Source organism: Paenibacillus sp. GCM10027626 (genome assembly GCF_042676285.1).
Taxonomy (GTDB): Bacteria; Bacillota; Bacilli; order Paenibacillales; family Paenibacillaceae; genus Paenibacillus_Z.
Window position 1 is genome coordinate 131,873 of sequence record NZ_JBHTHC010000014.1, and the last position, 18,084, is coordinate 149,956.

At 49.6% G+C, this 18,084-nt stretch carries 16 protein-coding genes; 13 read left to right on the plus strand and 3 right to left on the minus strand.

What is annotated here, in order from left to right; genetic code table 11:
• The first annotated feature begins 26 nt into the window (after window positions 1-26).
• Together ACFQ0N_RS24665 and ACFQ0N_RS24670 are read left to right on the plus strand one after the other, a co-directional pair.
• Window positions 27-1,358: a PhoH family protein gene (locus ACFQ0N_RS24665; RefSeq protein ID WP_379331283.1), complete on the plus strand. Its 1,332-nt coding sequence runs from the start codon at window positions 27-29 to the stop codon at window positions 1,356-1,358.
• A gap of 160 nt (window positions 1,359-1,518) precedes the next feature.
• A complete protein-coding gene (locus tag ACFQ0N_RS24670; protein WP_379331285.1) occupies window positions 1,519-2,820 on the plus strand; it encodes an ABC transporter substrate-binding protein in 1,302 nt (433 codons plus the stop codon).
• Here the strand turns inward: ACFQ0N_RS24670 and ACFQ0N_RS24675 are convergent.
• Window positions 2,803-3,888 carry a hypothetical protein gene (locus ACFQ0N_RS24675; protein ID WP_379331287.1) on the minus strand — a complete coding sequence of 362 codons (1,086 nt, stop codon included), beginning with the start codon at window positions 3,886-3,888 and terminating at the stop codon, window positions 2,803-2,805. The two genes, ACFQ0N_RS24670 and ACFQ0N_RS24675, sit on opposite strands and share 18 nt — an antisense overlap.
• 123 nt (window positions 3,889-4,011) lie before the next feature.
• On the opposite strand from ACFQ0N_RS24675, the gene ACFQ0N_RS24680 reads away from it, so the two are divergent.
• Window positions 4,012-5,202, plus strand: coding sequence for a class I SAM-dependent methyltransferase (locus tag ACFQ0N_RS24680; protein WP_379331289.1), 1,191 nt, complete (start codon window positions 4,012-4,014; stop codon window positions 5,200-5,202).
• 339 nt (window positions 5,203-5,541) lie between these two features.
• Here the strand turns inward: ACFQ0N_RS24680 and ACFQ0N_RS24685 are convergent, their stop codons facing one another.
• Window positions 5,542-5,778, minus strand: coding sequence for a DUF2626 domain-containing protein (locus ACFQ0N_RS24685; RefSeq protein WP_379331291.1), 237 nt, complete (start codon window positions 5,776-5,778; stop codon window positions 5,542-5,544).
• 267 nt (window positions 5,779-6,045) lie between these two features.
• On the opposite strand from ACFQ0N_RS24685, the gene ACFQ0N_RS24690 reads away from it, so the two are divergent.
• The 5 genes from ACFQ0N_RS24690 to ACFQ0N_RS24710 all read left to right on the plus strand — a co-directional run bounded on the left by ACFQ0N_RS24690 (window position 6,046) and on the right by ACFQ0N_RS24710 (window position 11,222).
• Window positions 6,046-6,696 carry an RsfA family transcriptional regulator gene (locus ACFQ0N_RS24690; RefSeq protein ID WP_379331293.1) on the plus strand — a complete coding sequence of 217 codons (651 nt, stop codon included), beginning with the start codon at window positions 6,046-6,048 and terminating at the stop codon, window positions 6,694-6,696.
• A 104-nt stretch (window positions 6,697-6,800) separates the two neighbouring features.
• Window positions 6,801-7,757: a ketopantoate reductase family protein gene (locus ACFQ0N_RS24695; RefSeq protein WP_379331295.1), complete on the plus strand. Its 957-nt coding sequence runs from the start codon at window positions 6,801-6,803 to the stop codon at window positions 7,755-7,757.
• Window positions 7,758-7,774: 17 nt separating this feature from the next.
• Window positions 7,775-8,170 carry a DUF3397 domain-containing protein gene (locus ACFQ0N_RS24700; RefSeq protein WP_379331297.1) on the plus strand — a complete coding sequence of 132 codons (396 nt, stop codon included), beginning with the start codon at window positions 7,775-7,777 and terminating at the stop codon, window positions 8,168-8,170.
• 87 nt (window positions 8,171-8,257) lie between these two features.
• Complete coding sequence (gene bshC / locus ACFQ0N_RS24705; protein WP_379331299.1) at window positions 8,258-9,907, plus strand: bacillithiol biosynthesis cysteine-adding enzyme BshC; 1,650 nt, start codon at window positions 8,258-8,260, stop codon at window positions 9,905-9,907.
• Between the two features lie 52 nt (window positions 9,908-9,959).
• On the plus strand, window positions 9,960-11,222 hold the full coding sequence (locus ACFQ0N_RS24710; protein ID WP_379331301.1) for an adenosylhomocysteinase: 1,263 nt from the start codon (window positions 9,960-9,962) through the stop codon (window positions 11,220-11,222).
• 167 nt (window positions 11,223-11,389) lie between these two features.
• Here the strand turns inward: ACFQ0N_RS24710 and ACFQ0N_RS24715 are convergent, their stop codons facing one another.
• The gene (locus ACFQ0N_RS24715) at window positions 11,390-11,674 is read right to left on the minus strand and encodes a hypothetical protein (protein ID WP_379331303.1); all 285 of its coding nucleotides are present in this window, start codon (window positions 11,672-11,674) and stop codon (window positions 11,390-11,392) included.
• 255 nt (window positions 11,675-11,929) lie between these two features.
• Here ACFQ0N_RS24715 and mraZ point away from each other — a divergent pair, with 255 nt between their 5' ends.
• The 5 genes from mraZ to ACFQ0N_RS24740 all read left to right on the plus strand — a co-directional run bounded on the left by mraZ (window position 11,930) and on the right by ACFQ0N_RS24740 (window position 18,079).
• Entirely contained in the window at window positions 11,930-12,367 is a 438-nt protein-coding gene (gene mraZ / locus ACFQ0N_RS24720) for a division/cell wall cluster transcriptional repressor MraZ (RefSeq protein ID WP_379331305.1), read from the plus strand.
• Between the two features lie 60 nt (window positions 12,368-12,427).
• Window positions 12,428-13,360 (plus strand): 16S rRNA (cytosine(1402)-N(4))-methyltransferase RsmH, encoded by a 933-nt coding sequence (gene rsmH / locus ACFQ0N_RS24725; protein WP_379331307.1) that lies wholly within the window; start codon window positions 12,428-12,430, stop codon window positions 13,358-13,360.
• A gap of 36 nt (window positions 13,361-13,396) precedes the next feature.
• Window positions 13,397-13,792: a cell division protein FtsL gene (gene ftsL, locus ACFQ0N_RS24730; RefSeq protein ID WP_379331309.1), complete on the plus strand. Its 396-nt coding sequence runs from the start codon at window positions 13,397-13,399 to the stop codon at window positions 13,790-13,792.
• Window positions 13,793-13,801: 9 nt separating this feature from the next.
• Window positions 13,802-16,000: a penicillin-binding transpeptidase domain-containing protein gene (locus tag ACFQ0N_RS24735; protein ID WP_379331311.1), complete on the plus strand. Its 2,199-nt coding sequence runs from the start codon at window positions 13,802-13,804 to the stop codon at window positions 15,998-16,000.
• A 135-nt stretch (window positions 16,001-16,135) separates the two neighbouring features.
• Window positions 16,136-18,079 (plus strand): stage V sporulation protein D, encoded by a 1,944-nt coding sequence (locus tag ACFQ0N_RS24740; protein WP_379331313.1) that lies wholly within the window; start codon window positions 16,136-16,138, stop codon window positions 18,077-18,079.
• Window positions 18,080-18,084: the final 5 nt, after the last annotated feature.

An 18,084-nucleotide genomic window follows, 5' to 3' on the forward strand; every position in this document is an offset into this window, starting at 1 on the left:
TACACCGACACTGGGGAGGGTTCACGATGAACAAAATATTCGTGCTCGATACAAATGTGCTTCTTCATGATCCGCAAGCAATATTTGCTTTTGATGACAATGAGGTTGTCATCCCGGCCGTGGTGTTGGAAGAGATTGATTCAAAGAAGAGATTGGCAGATGAATTGGGACGCAATGCACGATCATTTTCGCGATTATTAGACGGAATGAGAAGCGAGGGTCGTCTGCATGAAGGGATTCTGCTGCCTGGAGGCGGCATATTAAAGGTAGAGCTGAATCATCGCAGCTTTGTGCGCGTACAGGAACTGTTCGGTGAAATGTCTAACGATAACCGCATACTGGCCGTAGCGTTAAATTATCACATGGAAGAAGCTGAGAAGGAGCAGCCGCGGCCGGTAGTCATTGTCAGCAAAGATGTGCTGGTGCGGATAAAGGCGGATGTTTTCGGCCTGTTGGCAGAAGATTATATGTCGGATCGTTCGGTAGAACTGTCGGATGTTTACAGCGGGTATATGACAGTATTTGTTCACCCTTCCATTATTGACGAATTTTATACGTACCGCTTTTTGAGTGTCAAAAGCTTGCCGGCAGGCGTGAAGCTGCATCCGAATGAATTTGTTATTTTGCGGGATGAATTGGGAACCTCAAAGTCGGCATTGTTGAAGGTTAGCCTTGACGGCTCGCGTCTTGAGCCGCTCTATTTGAGCAATGACCCGATTTGGGGCATTACCGCGAGAAATGCCCAGCAGCGCATGGCGCTGGAATTGCTGCTGAACGACGATATTCCACTCGTTACGTTGACCGGAAAGGCGGGAACCGGAAAGACCTTGATGGCGCTGGCAGCCGGGCTGATGAAGGTGGAAGACGAGCATAAATACAAAAAGCTGCTCATAGCGCGTCCGGTAGTGCCAATGGGCAAGGATATCGGATATTTGCCAGGTGAAAAGGAAGAAAAGCTTCGCCCGTGGATGCAGCCGATCTATGATAATTTGGAATACTTGTTCGACACGAAAAAGTCGGGCGATATAGAGAAAATATTAATGGGGCTCGGCAGCATCCAGGTTGAAGCGTTAACGTATATTCGCGGCAGATCCATACCGGGACAATTCATAATAATCGATGAATCGCAAAATTTAAGCCGTCACGAAGTAAAGACGATCGTATCCCGCGTCGGCGAAGGCAGTAAAATCGTGTTGATGGGGGACCCCGAGCAGATTGATCATCCTTATTTGGATGCGGTAAGCAATGGCTTGACCCATGTAGTCGAGCGCTTCAAGCAGGAGAGCAGCAGCGGTCATGTCACGCTGGAGAAGGGAGAACGCTCGAAGCTGGCGCAGCTGGCTGCCGACATGCTGTAAAGAAAGGGAAGGCCGGGGCTCGGTTAGTGAGGAGCTTCGGTCTTTTCGGCCATTCCCATCCAGCTGTTGAACATACTGCTAACATCTGTAATTCATAGGCGACAAGAGCACATATTCTTGTTACAATAAGAAGATAGGACAAAAGTTGGAGGTTGAAGCGGTGTCTCGCAGGAAATATGTTGTAGTACTGCTGGGTGCATTTACGATCTGTATGATATTGACGCTGCCAATGTTAGTAAAGCCGGGGACGACTGTTGTGACCTTTGGCGGGGAAGCAGGCATGCAGCCGGGGCCCGATACAACGAGCAGCTATGGGGCGGTTTCCAAGCTTCAGGTGGCTCTTTCCGTCAGCGATGACGAGTTTCAATACTGGACAGAGAAGAATGAACAGTTTCTAGGCCGCAATCCCGGCATTAAAGTGGAATTGCTCAATATTTCTCCAGAAGATGCGCGTCAAGCGTGGCTGCATGATTTTCAGATCGGAGCCGCCAGCGATATTTTGTTAATGGACAATATAATGATTAGACCGTTCACGGTAGCGGGCTATTTGACGCCGCTGGATGATTTGTTTAGCGGCGAGATGCTGAATGATCATTTGGAAGCGTTGACAGCCCCTTTGAAGTGGAATGGTTACATATGGGGAGTGCCTGTCGATTGCGATCCGCACCTGATCGTATGGCAGCGCCAACTGCTCGAATCCGCCGGCTTTGACGCTCCGCCCTCCGATTGGCAGGCTTTTAAGAGCTTAATTGCCAAATTGACTGCGTCAGCGCCATCCCTTCAGATGCTCACGCTTCCTTCTGGAGAGGAGCCTTTTATCTTGACATGGATGGAGTCGGTTCCGAGTAAAGGAACAGCATCGGATATGGCTAATTTAGGGGAAATTAAGGGGCAAGCTGCCGAGCAGCTTCATTTTTTGGCTCAGCAATCTGGGCGTGTCCGCGAGAAGCGGGAGGAGGGTGGCGATTGGCTGGAGCGTATGGCAAATGGCGAGCAGCTCGCTGCCGTTGTTTCTTGGTCGGATTACCGCGCGTTATCGGCAGAGGAGCGGAAGCTGCTTGTCGTATCGGATAAAGCAGCCCCCCCGGTATGGGGGGAAGGGCGAAGCTTTGCTGTCGCAGCGCAGACCGCTCATGGCGAATTAGCCAAGAAATGGCTGCAGGCAATGACTTCAACCGAACAGCAAAAGGAGCAGTACACGTCCCTTGGCAAATTGCCGGTGCGCAAATCGCTGTACAGCAGAGTTTTCCAGCTGTATGACGAGCGATACAGCTCTCCGCCCAGCTGGCTCATACCGATGCTTGACCAGATTATCGCTGAGCCCGACCCGGGCTGGAGCTTGCGCTGGGAGCGCTGGTCTGCTTTATGGAGACAGATTGACCTGCAGCAGCTTGATGCGGCAGCAGCCGATCATTTAATCGAGCGCTGGAATGAACCGTTTGCTTCACAGGCTGACGGATAATTTGATAATTAATTGGCCGTCATTTACTTCGACGGACTTGGCCTGCAGGAAGGAGACGAGTTTTTCGGGATAGAAGCCGAGATCAAATTCCTTTTCCAGCGAGCTGCGCGTTGTATCCGGCAGCGCCAAACCGTTAAATAAAAGCTCATCAACATGAAAAATAATGCCATTTATCGGTTCTTCTTCTACGGTATAATGCCCGGTAATATTGACTTCAAGCCCTTCGCGCTTGCCCGAGACAGAAACGGCGTTTTCAGTAAACATAAAGTCAAAATTATTAAACAGCTCGTTTTGCTCGCGCAGAAATGTATTTAATTTATCTTGTGACACCGTGATGGTGTAATTGAATCCGTTGATTTCCAGCATGTCTTTGTTTTTTTGTACCCATGAAGGGAGCTGGGTCATTGCTTGCGCCAACGCCTTAAAGTAGCGCTTCACCTCATAAAAGCCGACATTTTGCCAAAAGTCGGTTATCTCCGCAATCATCATCCGGAGGCGCTCTTCATCGGAACTGTTGCTTAATTGATCATCTACATCCTTTTGCAGCGCGCTTAGCCGCTCTTTTTGGGCGACCAGCCTTTCTTCAATCCGGGCAAGCTGTTCGGCCTCATTTTGATGCTTGGCGACAGCTTGCTTCACTGTGCGGTACTGCTCAACATAGCTGTTCAGCTGGCGGCGGTCACCGGCGAATATATATTCAAAATAATCTAACATCGACAGCAAGTCGCTTAATGAATTGGAAGAAAATAATGCACTCAGCCAAATATCCCGCTCGCCCATATAGTAAGCGCGCAATACGCGGCCGGCTTTCTCTTGCTGCTCCTGCATAAGCGCCTCATGCTGCTGCAATTGCTCGCTTGCTTCTGAGAACTGCTGGCTTGCGAGCTCTTTTTGCGCTGCAATACGGGATATTTCTTTATCAAGTTCGACGGTGGATAAGCTTTTCTCTAGAATTCGCCGCACTTCCTCGTCTTCAGGGGATCTGGCCAAAACAGGGTACAAAGTGAGTAATAAAGCGGCCGCGGCTGTTAGGACGGCACCGATCCGGCGACGCGTCGTTCCTTTCACGTGGTTCGGAACTCCTTTCTCTTGCTTAACGTTATGCTGGACAAACCATGCAACCATTATATGTACACAATCATTCTATTATATCTCGAAAAGGGAAATTTGTCCCTGGTTTGGAGGCTGACGATGCTCATCGAACGGATTCGTACCCAAATACAACATGCGGACGCTTGGGGCTGGCGGGAGAAGCGGGAAGGAGGAACGGAGCGCGTCCCGTGCATTTCATTTCGCGATTATATGGCCTGCTGCTTGTATGATGATAAAGAGGGTTACTATAGCTCTGGAGAAGTGCGTATCGGACGGGCCGGCGATTTTTATACCAGTTCCGGCATCGGCACGATCTTTGGCGAAATGCTTGCTGCTTATATTGCCAGCCTGACCGGGCGGCTGGGCACATCAGCTGCCGATATAGCCGAATGGGGGGCCGGCAGCGGCGCCTTGTCTGCCCAGATGTTGGCCGAATGGCGGAGGAAGGGGCAGCGGCTTGCTGGTCATTATGCGGTCGTCGATGCGAACCCGGTTCATTTGCGGGAAGCGGCCAGAGCGGTAGAAGGAATTCATCCCCATCTTTTTGTCATGAAGCCTGCAGAGGCGATAAATATGAAATGGAGAAGCAATCAGGCAGATCAGCCGCTAATCGTCATTGCCAATGAATTGCTGGATGCCTTTCCGGTGCATCGTGTGGCGCGTCTTCACGGCCGATTGTGGGAACTGGGGGTAAGCCTTAGCCTCGATGACGCTCCTGCCGGGCCGGCCAATGGCGAAGCACTCTTTTCCACGGTCTATATGCCGCTAAGCGACGAGCGGATTGAACAGTCGCTGCTTGCAGACGGCATTGAGCTGGCGGAAGGTCAGGAAACGGAGGTCAATCTTGACAGTGAGGGCTGGCTCGCGGAAATGAGTGAAGCGATTGATTATGGCGCTATCGTCATTATCGATTACGGGCACGAGGCGGCCGAGCTTACAGCATCTCACAGGATGCGCGGCTCTTTTTTGTGCTACAGCGGGCATATTGCCCATGACAATCCTTATCTAAATCCCGGGCGGCAGGATTTGACGTCGCATATTAATTTTACAGCGTGCCGGCGCGCTGCAGAGCGAGCCGGATGGCAAGTAGCTGCGTATCAGACGCAGAAGCAGTTTTTAGTGGAGCAGGGAATTTTGCAGCAGCTCATCGCGCATCAGGACAGCAATCCGTTCAGTGAGCCGGCAAGACGAAATCGCAGCATAAGACAGCTGCTGCTTAGCGATGGAATGAGCGAGACGTTCAAGGTGTTGACGCTTTATAAACCGGTGAGTGAAAAGAGGCTGAACTAACGGAAGCTGCTGACGTTATTTCACCAATAAGTCCCCTTTTGGAAATCTAACGGATCAGCGACCTTAATTGGACGTTTTCTTGCGAAATAGTGCTACCAATCAGCAAATAGCGGCGCACAGTTCCGTTACAATTTCAGATTGGTGGAATTTTCGAAAATAGCGGCCGCTACATCCGTTAGCTTTATTTTGACATCAATTCCATCGATTCTTAACGAATATAGGACTGCCCAGAAGCTTCTTCCATAATAAATATAAGCCCAGTATAAGAAATCTTATACTGGGCTTATATTTTAGGGAAGAAACCGGCAGCAGCCGTTTCTTCGCGACTTGTCCAGTCCTTTAGAATGGGTTGCCCATTACAAAAACGGTCCAGTATGTAAAACCTATAAACGAGACCGCCATATATCCCCAGAACATCAAGATGTATGTTCTTTCGGAAAAGTTCAAATAGCCTAACAGGACAAATAGGGCAGTTTGGATAAAGAACAGGATTGCCATTTCGTTCATGCCGCCTGCAAATGCCATAAGCGCGATTGCGAGCGTCCAAAAGCCCAGCACCCGGAACATGCGTGCCATAATTTCATCCCCCTCTCGTCAGTCTCGACCCATTTTCTATTGCCCATTATAACGGTAAAGGTAACAGCTGTAAACCGCCAACCGTGACGAATTGGCAAACTTTTTGGCGTTCGTCCGCCTGTTGGTGTAAGTTTGTGCAACTAGGAAAGAAAATATGTATGAGCCTTCAAAAAAATGGATATACAAATTAGTATCCGATAGATTCTATGAACTCTACCAAGAGCATAGAGATAAAGTAAGCGCCTAACGTTAGGAGGTTTTAATTGCATGACAGCAGTTAGACAAGATGCGTGGAGCCCCGATGATGATCTCATTCTAGCTGAGATTACATTACGGCATATTCGAGAAGGGAGCACTCAACTGGCAGCTTTCGAAGAGGTCGGCGAACGTATAGGCCGCACATCGGCAGCCTGCGGTTTCCGGTGGAACAGTTGTGTGCGCAAACGATATGAAGATGCCATTCAGATTGCCAAGCAGCAGCGGCAAAAACGCAATTATATGAAAAAACAAGCGTACAGTGCTGTGCCGCACGTATCGTCAGTAGCGACGATTGAGTCTGAGGAGCGAACGGTATTCAAAAGCGAGCCCATTACAGAGGAGGCGATTTCGGTTGATTCGGTCATCCGTTTCCTGCGGCAATGGAAAGCGACTTACCAGGATTTGAGCCGTCAAATTAAAGCGCTTGAGCGCGACTTGCGCGACCGCGAAGAGGAGCTCTTCATGCTGCGTGAGCAAAATGAAAAGCTGTCGCAGGAAATTAGCAGTGCGCAAACGGATTATCGCGCTGTTAACGACGATTATAAGACGCTCATACAAATTATGGATCGCGCTCGCCGCTTGACCGTGCTGAATGAGGAAGATGAATCAAAGCCGCGTTTTAAGATGGATGCGAACGGCAATTTGGAAAGAATTGAGTAAATGAAAATCCCGCCATATGGAAGGCGGGATTTTTTGTTGCTGCTTCCCGGCGGCTGCTCTGATACGATAGAAGGAGGAAGTAAAGGTAAAGGGGCGTTGCTGGTTTGCGGATTTATATCGTCGGAGCGGGAGCAATTGGTTTATTATACGGCTTGCGGCTGTCTCGCGCAGGCTTGGACGTTGTACTGTGCACTCGCACCAAGGAGCAGGCGGAGCGGCTGAATGAAGAGGGGGCCGTTCTGCAAGAGGATAGCCGGGATACCAACGTCAGAGTGAAAGCTTGTCATTTTGAAATTCCGATAGCGCAGGCGGCGCCGGAAGACTGGATATGGCTGACAGTAAAGCAGACGGCAATCGATGAAGCGCTGCTGCAGAAAATGGCGAAGCTTGCTTCTGCAGGGGCGCCTGTGTTATGCATGCAAAACGGCATCGGTCATTTGCCGCATTTGCAGGCGGTTTTGCCGCGCAGTTTATTGTATGTCGCCGTTACTACCGAGGGGGCGCTCAAGAAGGACGACCGCACGGTTCAATATACCGGAGTTGGACAAGTGATGCTTGGCTTGACGCGGGCAGATCAGCACGCCTGCCGGGAAGCAGTAAAAAAGTCGCAAAAAATGCTGCTTGATGCGATGCGCATGGCAGGAATTGCTACATTTTTGTCGAATGAGTCGAAAGAGATAGAAAGACGTATATATCAGAAATTGTTAGCCAATGCGGTCATTAATCCGCTGACGGCTATTTATGGGGTTACTAACGGAATGCTACCGGCAGATTCATTGCGTCAGCAAGTTATGTCAGCGCTTCATTCTGAATGCATATCCATTCTTAGGCTGGCCGGGATGCCGTTTGACGAGGAGGCCGCCTGGCAGCAAGTATTGGATATTTGCAGCAGGACATTTCATAATGAGTCTTCGATGCTCAGAGATATCAGGAATGGTCGTGAGACGGAGATTCAATGGATAAATGGCGGTATTTCCGCGATGGCGAAGGAGATGAACTTGGCTTCGCCATTGAATGATGCCGTCATTGCGCTAATCGAGGCGATGAAGTTGAAAGGATAGCGAGAGGGGTATCCGCTATGCAATGGATATGGGTCAGCTTCAAGCATTTGTATGCGGTGTTGGCTGTTGTCCCGATTGTGCCATTTCTGCTCGTTTACTTTGGATTAGGCGCGTACACGGGAGACCGCAAGAAAGCTTTTCGCACAGCTATGGATGTTACAACAGCATTATTGATTGGCTGTGTAGCCGTTTTGTTCAATCATATTTTTGGCAAGTCCTTCGGATTGTACGGCATTCTGCTTATCTTGTTAATCGGTGCAGGACTGCTCGGCAATGTACAGTATCGGTTAAAAGGTATAGTCGATATAAAAAAAATTTTACGCGCAGTATGGCGGCTCGGTTTTTTTATGATGAGCTTTGTATATTTGGTATTAATGGGCATCGGAATAGGGCAAAGTTTTTTTGCAGCATAATTTGACGCTTTGACGCTAGGAGTTACGATATGCAATAATGAGAGAAAACACAATTATTGTACATATCGGAGAGGTTGAAAGCTGCTCATGGAAATTGTATCGATACCGTTGCCAGCGGGTCAACCGCTAGCCAACGCTTATGTCAATCGCACTGATGAACGTCTTGTTCAAGTTTTCGGCAATCATCCGGATGAAGCAAGCGACTGGCAGCGCCGCGCGGAGCATTTGATCAATACAGCAGATCAACGTGTGCGCCCAGCTGAACTTGCTTCAGTATTGCGTCAATATAATAGTCAATTTCATCAATATGCAGAGGTTTCAGCGCATATTAATCTAATTGCCGATGGCGCTCCCGTCATTGTCGGCGGGCAGCAGGCAGGTCTGTGGACAGGGCCGCTGCTCGTGATCCATAAAGCAATTACCATTTTGCAAGCTGCCAAAGAGGCGGAAGCGAAGCTGGGGAGGCCGGTTGTTCCGGTATTTTGGATTGCCGGCGAAGATCATGACTGGGATGAAGCGAATCATGCCCTTCTGCCTGATCAGCACCGCAAAATGATGAAGATAGCGATAGAACGTCCAGGGGCTGTGCGGACATCGGTAAGCCGTACTCCGTTAACGATGGAGGCATGGCAAGGTGCAATCCGGGAGCTTGCCGGCGTACTGGAGGATAGCGCCTTTAAGGCTGCTTTATTGGAAAGACTGACTTCCATTGCGGAGCGGTCAGAGACCTTGACGGCCAGCTTTGCCCATCTGATGAGCGATTTGTTCGGCCAATATGGTCTTGTTCTGCTTGATGCCGATGACCCGGCTATTCGCCGGCTGGAGCAGCCATTCTTCCGCCGGCTTATTGAGCGAAACGATGAACTGGAAGCTGCGCTTCTTCAAGGCGCTGCCCGAGTCCGCGAACTGGGCTACAAGGAGCAGGCTGATGTCGCGAGCGGCGCCGCTAATTTATTTATTTTTCATGCTGAAGACAACGGGCCGGCCGGGGAGCGGACGCTGCTCTACAAGCGAGACGGCAAATTTGTAAACCGCAAAGAAACGGTGGCCTTTTCCAAAGAGGAACTGCTGGCCAGGCTGGAACATTTTCCCGCTTCCTTTAGCAACAATGTGCTCAGCAGGCCGCTGATGCAGGATTATGCTCTGCCGGTGCTGGGAGCCGTTCTTGGCCAGGGCGAAATTGCTTATTGGGCGCTTACGGCCGAAGCGTTCCGCTGCTTCAATATGCAGATGCCGATCATTGTGCCGCGGATGTCATTCACGCTCGTAGAGCCGGCAGCTGCCAAGTATATGGAGAGCTTTAAGCTGACATTTGAAGAGGTTGCGCATCGATTTGAAGCGTTCAAGGCTGAATGGCTGCAGGAAAAAGATGAATGGGCAATAGGCGAGCGCTTCGCTGCTGTCAAGCAGCAATTTGCGGATCTTTATGAGCCAATTTTGCAGATGGCCGGTGAGATTGAGGCTGGTCTTGCGCCGCTCGGCGAGACGAATAAAAGAAAAATTGCAGAGCAAATCGATTTTATGGAAAAGCGGATCAAGGAAGCGCACGCGCGCCGGTTCGACACGATGCTGCAGCGGCTGGACCGCATTGCAATTTCGCTATGGCCCGATGAGATGCCGCAAGAGCGTGTATGGAATCCGCTATATTTTATGAATCGTTATGGTAACGATTGGTTAGCTGCGTTGATGGCTGTACCGTACGAGCAATCAGGCGGACATCGACTCGTTTATCTATAGAAGTAAAATGCCAGAACCCGGGAAGCGGAACATTGAAGGAGGAAATACGAAAATGAGTTCACAAACAAACAGCATTGTTGCCGATATGTCATTGGCCCCTGAAGGCCATTTGAAAATTGATTGGGTGAAAGCCCATATGCCGGTCTTGAACCGGATTCGCGAGCAATTCGAGCAGGAGCAGCCGTTCAAAGGTTTAAAGGTGGCGATCTCGCTTCACCTGGAAGCGAAAACGGCTTACCTGGCCAAAGTGGTAAAGGCAGGCGGAGCCGAAGTAGCGATCACGGGAAGCAATCCGCTGTCCACGCAAGACGATGTCTGCGCTGCGCTGGTTGAGGATGGAATTACCGTGTTTGCGAAGTACAACCCGGATCCGAAAGAATACAAAGAGTTGATGATCAAGACGCTGGAGACGAAGCCGGATCTCATTATCGACGATGGCGGCGATCTGGTGACGATTTTGCATGCTGAGCGTCCTGAGTTGCTGGCGCAGGTGCGCGGCGGCGCGGAAGAAACGACGACAGGAATTTTACGGCTTAAAGCATTGGAGAAGGAAGGCGTACTGAAATTTCCAATGGTTGCGGTCAATGACGCCTTCTGTAAATATCTGTTTGATAATCGTTATGGCACTGGCCAATCGGTATGGGACGGCATTAATCGCACGACGAATCTTGTTGCAGCAGGCAAAACGGTGGTCGTTGTCGGCTACGGCTGGTGCGGCAAAGGGGTGGCCATGCGGGCCAAAGGCCTGGGCGCAAACGTTGTCGTTACCGAAATTGATGCGATTCGCGCGGTAGAGGCTTATATGGATGGCTTTACTGTAATGCCGATGCTCGAGGCGGCTAAAGTTGGCGATATTTTTGTAACGGTTACCGGCAACCGGGATGTCATCCGCGGCGAGCATTATGCCGTAATGAAAAATGGGGCGATTTTGTCTAATGCCGGACATTTTGACATCGAAGTCAACAAGCCCGAGCTTGAAGCGCTTTCGAACGGCAAGCGTGTCGTCAGACGCAATATTGAAGAGTACCAATTGAAGGATGGGCGCAGCATCTACTTGCTGGCTGAAGGCAGACTTGTCAATCTTGCTGCCGGCGACGGACACCCTGCGGAAATAATGGATATGACGTTTGCGCTGCAGGCGATGTCGTTAAAATATGTCAATGAGCAGTATGAAGCGATCGGGGCCAAAGTAGTCAATGTTCCTTATGATATTGACGAGCAGGTGGCGCGCAACAAACTGGCTTCGCTGGGAATTGGCATCGATCAGTTGACAGCAGAGCAGCAAGCTTATTTGGACAGCTGGGCAGAGCACTGATTCGGTGTGCACTCAATGATGCCTACCTGGCAGAGACTGGCCAACATAGGCAGTCTTGAACATGTGACTTAGGTACGAATTTTGTTGAGCGCCGCAAGCGCGCAACGGCGTGCCAGATACAGGTCGGAGAGTAATTTTTACCTATTAAGAAAAAAGCTGCATCCGCATTATGCCTGATACAGGCTGGCGGTTGCAGCTTTTTGTGTTGCGCTCCTCATCGCAGTGAGGCGGGCGCGCTGTAAAGCGTGTCGGGTTGCAGCGGCTTGGGCCAATTGCTTGCGGTCGGCATCGGTTCCCGATTCGAAAATTGGCATGGCATATAATTCGACCAGCGCTTCTTTGCTAGCCACGGCGGCATCGTTTTCGTTGCCGAGCAAATAATGGGCGACTTGGTAGCAAAGCTGTTCAACAGTACGCAGCAGCTCGGATTTTTTGAGACAAACAGCATTCATGGATTGCTCACAGGCTCCCTTTTATATAATGACGGACGCTTTTATGTAAGAACGTCGACTTCGGACTCATACAATTTCTAGATTACACGATTGCATTGGGTAAAAAGTTTCAAAAGTGTAACAAGATTAATACTGTGAAATATTTTTAATAATCGCAGCAGGATTGAAGGATTTTAGAGCCAAGTGGCGAATAGAACAACTCTAGTGGTGTAAAGTGGGGATAAGTGGTGAGTATGGGGGGAGGAGTGGCGGCCGATGTTTATGGGTGAGTATCAACATAGCATTGATGACAAAGGTCGTATCATTATTCCTGCCAAATTTCGCGACAGTCTGGGCGACAAATTTATTGTTACCCGGGGCCTCGACAATTGTTTGTTTGTATATCCGCATAGCGAATGGGCAGTATTGGAGCAGAAGCTGAAATCTCTGCCGCTCATGAAGTCCGATGCCCGCGCCTTCTCCCGCTTTTTTTTCTCGGGAGCGACAGAATGTGAATTGGACAAGCAGGGAAGAGCCAATGTTCCGAATACGCTGCGCGAGTATGCAAAGCTGGACAAGGATTGTGTCGTAATTGGCGTTTCTAATCGTGTGGAGATTTGGAGCAAGCCAGTTTGGGAAAGCTACTTTAATCAGTCAGAAGAGTCCTTTAACGAAATTGCGGAAAAACTCGTTGATTTCGATTTTAACTTTTAGTTTTATGAATGGTCGAAGTTCTGGATGTACCGGTCGACTACATTACGGGAGGGCTGCAGCTTGTTTCAACATATAACAGTGCTCAGGGAAGAAGCGGTCGACGGGCTCGCAATCCGGCCGGATGGCATTTATGTCGACTGTACGCTGGGCGGTGCCGGCCATAGTGAATTGATTGCCTCGCGGCTTGGGCCGGGCGGAAGATTGATCGCTTTTGATCAGGATGATTGGGCACACGATAATGCCAGGAAGCGTCTGGCGCCATATTGGGACCATGTGACGCTAGTCAAAAGTAATTTTCGTTATTTGGAAAAAAAGCTGCATGAGCTGGAGATTGCCGAAGTGGACGGCATACTGTTCGATTTGGGCGTGTCCAGTCCACAATTGGATGAAGCTGAGCGAGGCTTTAGCTACAATCATGATGCACCTTTAGATATGCGCATGGATCAGCATAGTATGCTGACCGCTCATGATATTGTGAATACCTGGGATGTACGGGAGATCTCCCGGATTTTGGCTGATTATGGAGAAGAACGCTTCGCGAGACAGATTGCCAAAAAAATAATTGCAGCACGTGAAATGCAGCCAATCGAAACAACAGGAGAACTTGCAGAAATCATTAAATCGGGTATTCCCGCTGCGACTAGACGTACGGGGCCACACCCTGCAAAACGTTCTTTTCAAGCATTGCGTATTGCTGTCAATGATGAGTTGGGGGCAGAAGAAACAGCTTTGGAGCAGTCAGTCCGCCTGCTGAGGGCGGGCGGGAGAGTTTCGGTTATTACTTTTCATTCCTTAGAGGATCGCATTTGCAAGCAAACTTTTTCAAAATTTGTGGAGCGCTGCACTTGTCCGCCGGATTTTCCGATGTGTGCATGCGGCGCGAAGGGTATTTTGAAATTGATTAATCGCAAGCCGATTGTACCTAGTGAAGAAGAGTTGGCACATAATCCTCGTGCAAGGTCTGCCAAGTTGCGCATCGCTGAAAAGTTGTAATTGCCTGGGAAATAATCGATTGCAGGAGGGATTTGGATGGCCTACCAAAACGGAAATTTGGCGCTTAAGCCAAAACGCAAGCCGGAGCAGCAAACCTATCGGGAAAGAAAGACAATCGTCGTCAAGAAAAAGACGCTGCCCGTACAAGAAAAGCTGCTCTATATGTTTTCCATTATTGTCGGAGTCATTGTTGCGGGTATCATTATTTTTCGCTACGCCCAGATTTATGAGATTAATTTGGAAGTGCGCAAGCTGTCGAAGCAATATGATACAATGGCGATTGAAATGAAGGAGCTCGAAAAAAAGGTACAGTCATTAAGCGATCCGGAACGCATTAAGCAGATGGCTGAAAGTGAAGGGATGACGTCAGCAGACCAGGATGTCACAGTCCAACGCAAGGACAGTGCGTCTAATAAGACGCTGCAGCAATAGGAGGCCGCAATGACAAAGCTAATCAAATTAAGAACGTTGCTGGTCGGAGGGATGATTACCCTCCTTTTTGTTGTCTTGGTAGGAAGGATTTATTGGGTTCAGGTTGTCAATGCCGACTTCTGGACGGAAAAGGCGCGGGCAGTATGGTCGAGATCGGAGACGCTTATGCCGACCCGCGGCTCGATAAGCGACCGGGATGGGAACATACTTGCTATGGATGTCAATGCTTATGGTCTGGCTATCGATCCGGATACTATCCATAAGCTTGGTGTAGAAGAATTTGTCATTAGCAAGCTGAGTTTGATTCTGGGCAAGTCCAAGGAAGAGATCAGCAAATCTGTCAATGCAAAGCGTGACAATGGCGAATATTTCAAATGGCGTGAAGTGCGCAACGGGGGCTGGAGGCTGGATAAAGAGGTCAAGGACCGGCTGCTCAACCTGCGTGAAGAACTGAAGGAAATGACGAAGCAAAATAATGTTGGCATTTTTATCCTTGATCAGCAGAAGCGCTACTATCCGAAAAATCGCCTGGCTTCACATATCGTCGGCTATCAGGATAAAGAAGGCGCCGCTGTTACCGGTTTTGAAGCCTATTTCGATGAGCAATTAAAAGGCGTTGAAGGCAAGATACAGTATAAGCGGGACGGAAATGGCGTTATTCTTGATAGTGAAAAGGTGGAGTTTGAACCTCCGCATGATGGGAAGAATGTAAAACTTACCATCGATACAGATATCCAACATTATATTGAGGATGCGATCAAAGAGGCTTATGATGAATATAAGCCAAAAAATATATTTGCGATCGCGGCCGATCCGAATACGATGGACATTTTGGGAATGGCCAGCTACCCGAATTTTAACCCGAATGAATATTCGGATTTCGAGCCAGGCGCTTTCTACAATCACATGATTAAATCGCAATTTGAGCCGGGCTCGACCTTCAAGATTGTCACCTTGGCCAGCGCAGTCGAAGAAGGGGTGTTTGATCCTGAAGAAAAGTATGTCTCTGGTCGAATTAAAGTAGGCAATGGTTACAAACGCGACGTCAATCGCGACGGCTGGGGAACGATTACTTTCCTTGAAGGCTTGAAGCGTTCCAGTAACGTTGCGTTTGTCAAGCTTGGTTACGAGCGGCTTGGAGCCGAGAAGCTGATTAAATATATTCGCGATTTCGGCTTTGGCGAAAAAACGGGCATCGAGCTTCCGGGGGAAATAAGTGGGGGAATCAAAATTAACCCTAACATTCCCGATGAGGTTGCATCTGCAACCTTCGGTCAAGGGAGAGTTACTGTAACCGCGATTCAGCAGGTAGCGGCGGTGGCCGCGGTCGCCAATGGCGGCAAATTGCTGCAACCGCATGTTATTAAAGAAATTGAGGACCCAGTAACGAAGAAGACCAAAGTCATTGAGCCTAAGCTGGTGCGCCAAGTCATATCTCCGCAAACGTCTAAGCTTGTAGGCGAATATTTGGAGCAGGTAGTATCCGATAAGGATAAAGGAACAGGGAAAAACGCTTATTTACCGGGATATCGCGTAGCCGGCAAAACAGGTACAGCGCAAAAAGTTGTAAAAGGCAGCAGCGGATATTCATCAGAGAAATATGTCGTATCCTTCATTGGCTACGCTCCGGTAGATGATCCGAAAATCGTCGTCTTAGTCGTTGCCGATGAGCCGCAAGGCGGCAGCAGTTCAGGCGGCGGTAAAGTAGCGGCTCCTGTATTTAAAAAGATCGTTGAAAAAAGCTTGCGTCATATGAATGTTCGACCAAGATTGGATGCCAAGGAAATAGAGAATCTGGAGGAAATTACGATAACGGTGCCGGATGTCGTTGGCTCGGATGTGAGCAAGGCTAAGGACGCGCTCAGTAAAAAGGAGCTCTCAGCGGAGGTTGTAGGCAAAGGAAAGGTTGTCAAGCAGCAAATTCCGAAGAAGGGAACTGTCGTAAGCCCGAGTCAGAAGGTATATCTTATAACAGAGGATCGCGAGAAGATTGCGGTACCGGATATGCGCGGGCTGTCCATGCGCGATGCGCTGGAAATTTGCAGCTTGCTCAACATACGCTTTGTGACGGTAGGCCAAGGCTTTGTAACCGATCAAGTGATGGGGCAAAAAAATGGGGAGCGAGTATTGAAGCTCGTACTGAAGCCGCCCGGCGAACCGGATCAAGAAGAAACAACCGATGAAAAGAAGGATGAAAAACAAGAGTAGTCTATAAAACAGCTAAGCCCGATCAAAAGGCTTTCCCCCGGCTTGTTCTATCCTAGCAAGCTTTCGAATAGGTTTTGGATAAGGCATGTCAAGGACAGGTTGTTGATGTCCGTCCTATTCGGAGGGGGAAAAGCTGTGAAAGTATCGAATGTCACTGTCCGTCGCCGGCTGTTTGTTGGACTGCTGATCGGTATAGCAGCCTTTACAATGCTTATTATTCGATTGGCTTATGTTCAATTATGGACAGGCGAGCAGCTCTCGGCGAAAGCGGAGGAATCGTGGCGGCGCGAAATTCCGTTTTCGGCGAAGCGGGGAGAAGTTTGGGACCGAAATGGCGTCCGGCTTGCGTATAATATAAGTTCACCGACTGTAATGGCACTTCCGGCACAAATCAAGGATGCCAAAACTACCGCGGCCAAGCTGGCGAATGTGCTGGGCATGACGGAAGAAAAGGTGTATGGCTTTCTAACGAAAAAGCAGATGATCGTTAATATTCAGCCGGGCGGCCGCAAAATAACGACGGCCAAGGCGCAGGAAATTAAAGATTTGGAATTGCCGGGAATTGTAGTGGCTGAGGATAATAAGCGCTACTATCCATTTGGCGACCTGGCGTCGCATGTACTGGGTATTGTAGGACTTGACGGCGGCTTGACGGGCGTTGAGGCCAAATATGACGCTTTGCTGAAAGGGATCAATGGGAACGTCTCCTTTTTGTCCGATGCGAAGGGGCGTGTTATGCCAGGCTCCTCCGATTCATACAGCAGGCCGCATGACGGGCTGAATATGGAGCTTACGATCGACAAGCAAATTCAGTCGATCATCGAGCGCGAGCTGGATCAGGCGATGGTCAAGCTGCAGGCGGATAATATTATCGCGATTGCCATGGATCCGAATAGCGGCGAAATATTAGGCATGGCGAGCAGGCCGGCGTTTGAACCCGATAAATTTCGCGATACCGATCCGCAAATCTATAATCGCAATTTGCCGATCTGGATGACTTATGAGCCCGGCTCAACGTTTAAAATCATTACGCTTGCCGCGGCGCTTGAAGAAAATAAGGTGGATTTAAAAAACGAACGTTTTTTTGATCCGGGAGCTGTCGAAATCGGCGGCGCCAGATTGCGCTGCTGGAAAAAAGGCGGACATGGCAGTCAAACCTTTTTGGAGGTCGTCCAAAATTCATGCAACCCGGGCTTTGTGCAATTAGGCAACCGGCTGGGAAAAGAGAAACTGTTCGGCTATATCCGCGATTTCGGTTTCGGGACAAAGACGGGAATCGATCTGGGCGGCGAAGAGAATGGCATTTTGTTTAAGCTTAAACAGGTAGGGCCGGTGGAATTGGCTACAACCGCATTTGGCCAAGGGGTATCCGTGACGCCGATCCAGCAAATTACTGCGGTATCCGCAGCGATCAACGGCGGGACATTGTATAAGCCTTATGTCGCTAAAGCGTGGATTCATCCGGAAACGGGCGAGGTCGTCGAGCAGGTGGAGCCTGAGGTTGTGCGCCAGGTGATTTCCGAAGAAACGAGCAAGCAGGTGCGGGAAGCGCTGGAGTCGGTGGTTGCGAAGGGAACGGGCAATAAGGCGTTTTTGGACGGCTATCGTGTAGGCGGCAAAACAGGGACAGCACAAAAGGTCGTGAATGGCCGTTATTCGCCGAACGAGCATATTGTATCGTTCGTGGGCTTCGCTCCCGCGGACGACCCTAAAGTCGTCGTTTATGTCGCTGTAGATAATCCCCAGGGTATCCAGTTCGGCGGTGTCGTGGCCGCTCCGATTGTGCAAAACATATTGGCGGATACACTTCCTTACATGGGGGTAACGAAGCGCAAGGATCAAATCGACCGTTTGTACAAATACGGGGATATGACGCCGAAAATTGTGACCGTGCCTAATTTAGTAGGCAAGACAGTATCCGAAATTTATGAAGATATGAATATGAGCTTTAATTTAAGCGCTGCGGGCAGCGGCGATACGGTCATCCGGCAGGCTCCGGCAGCCGGGACGCGGGTGGATAAGGGCTCGACGATTCGGATCTATATCGGTAATGAGGCTGATATAACGCATGAGGATTGACTATA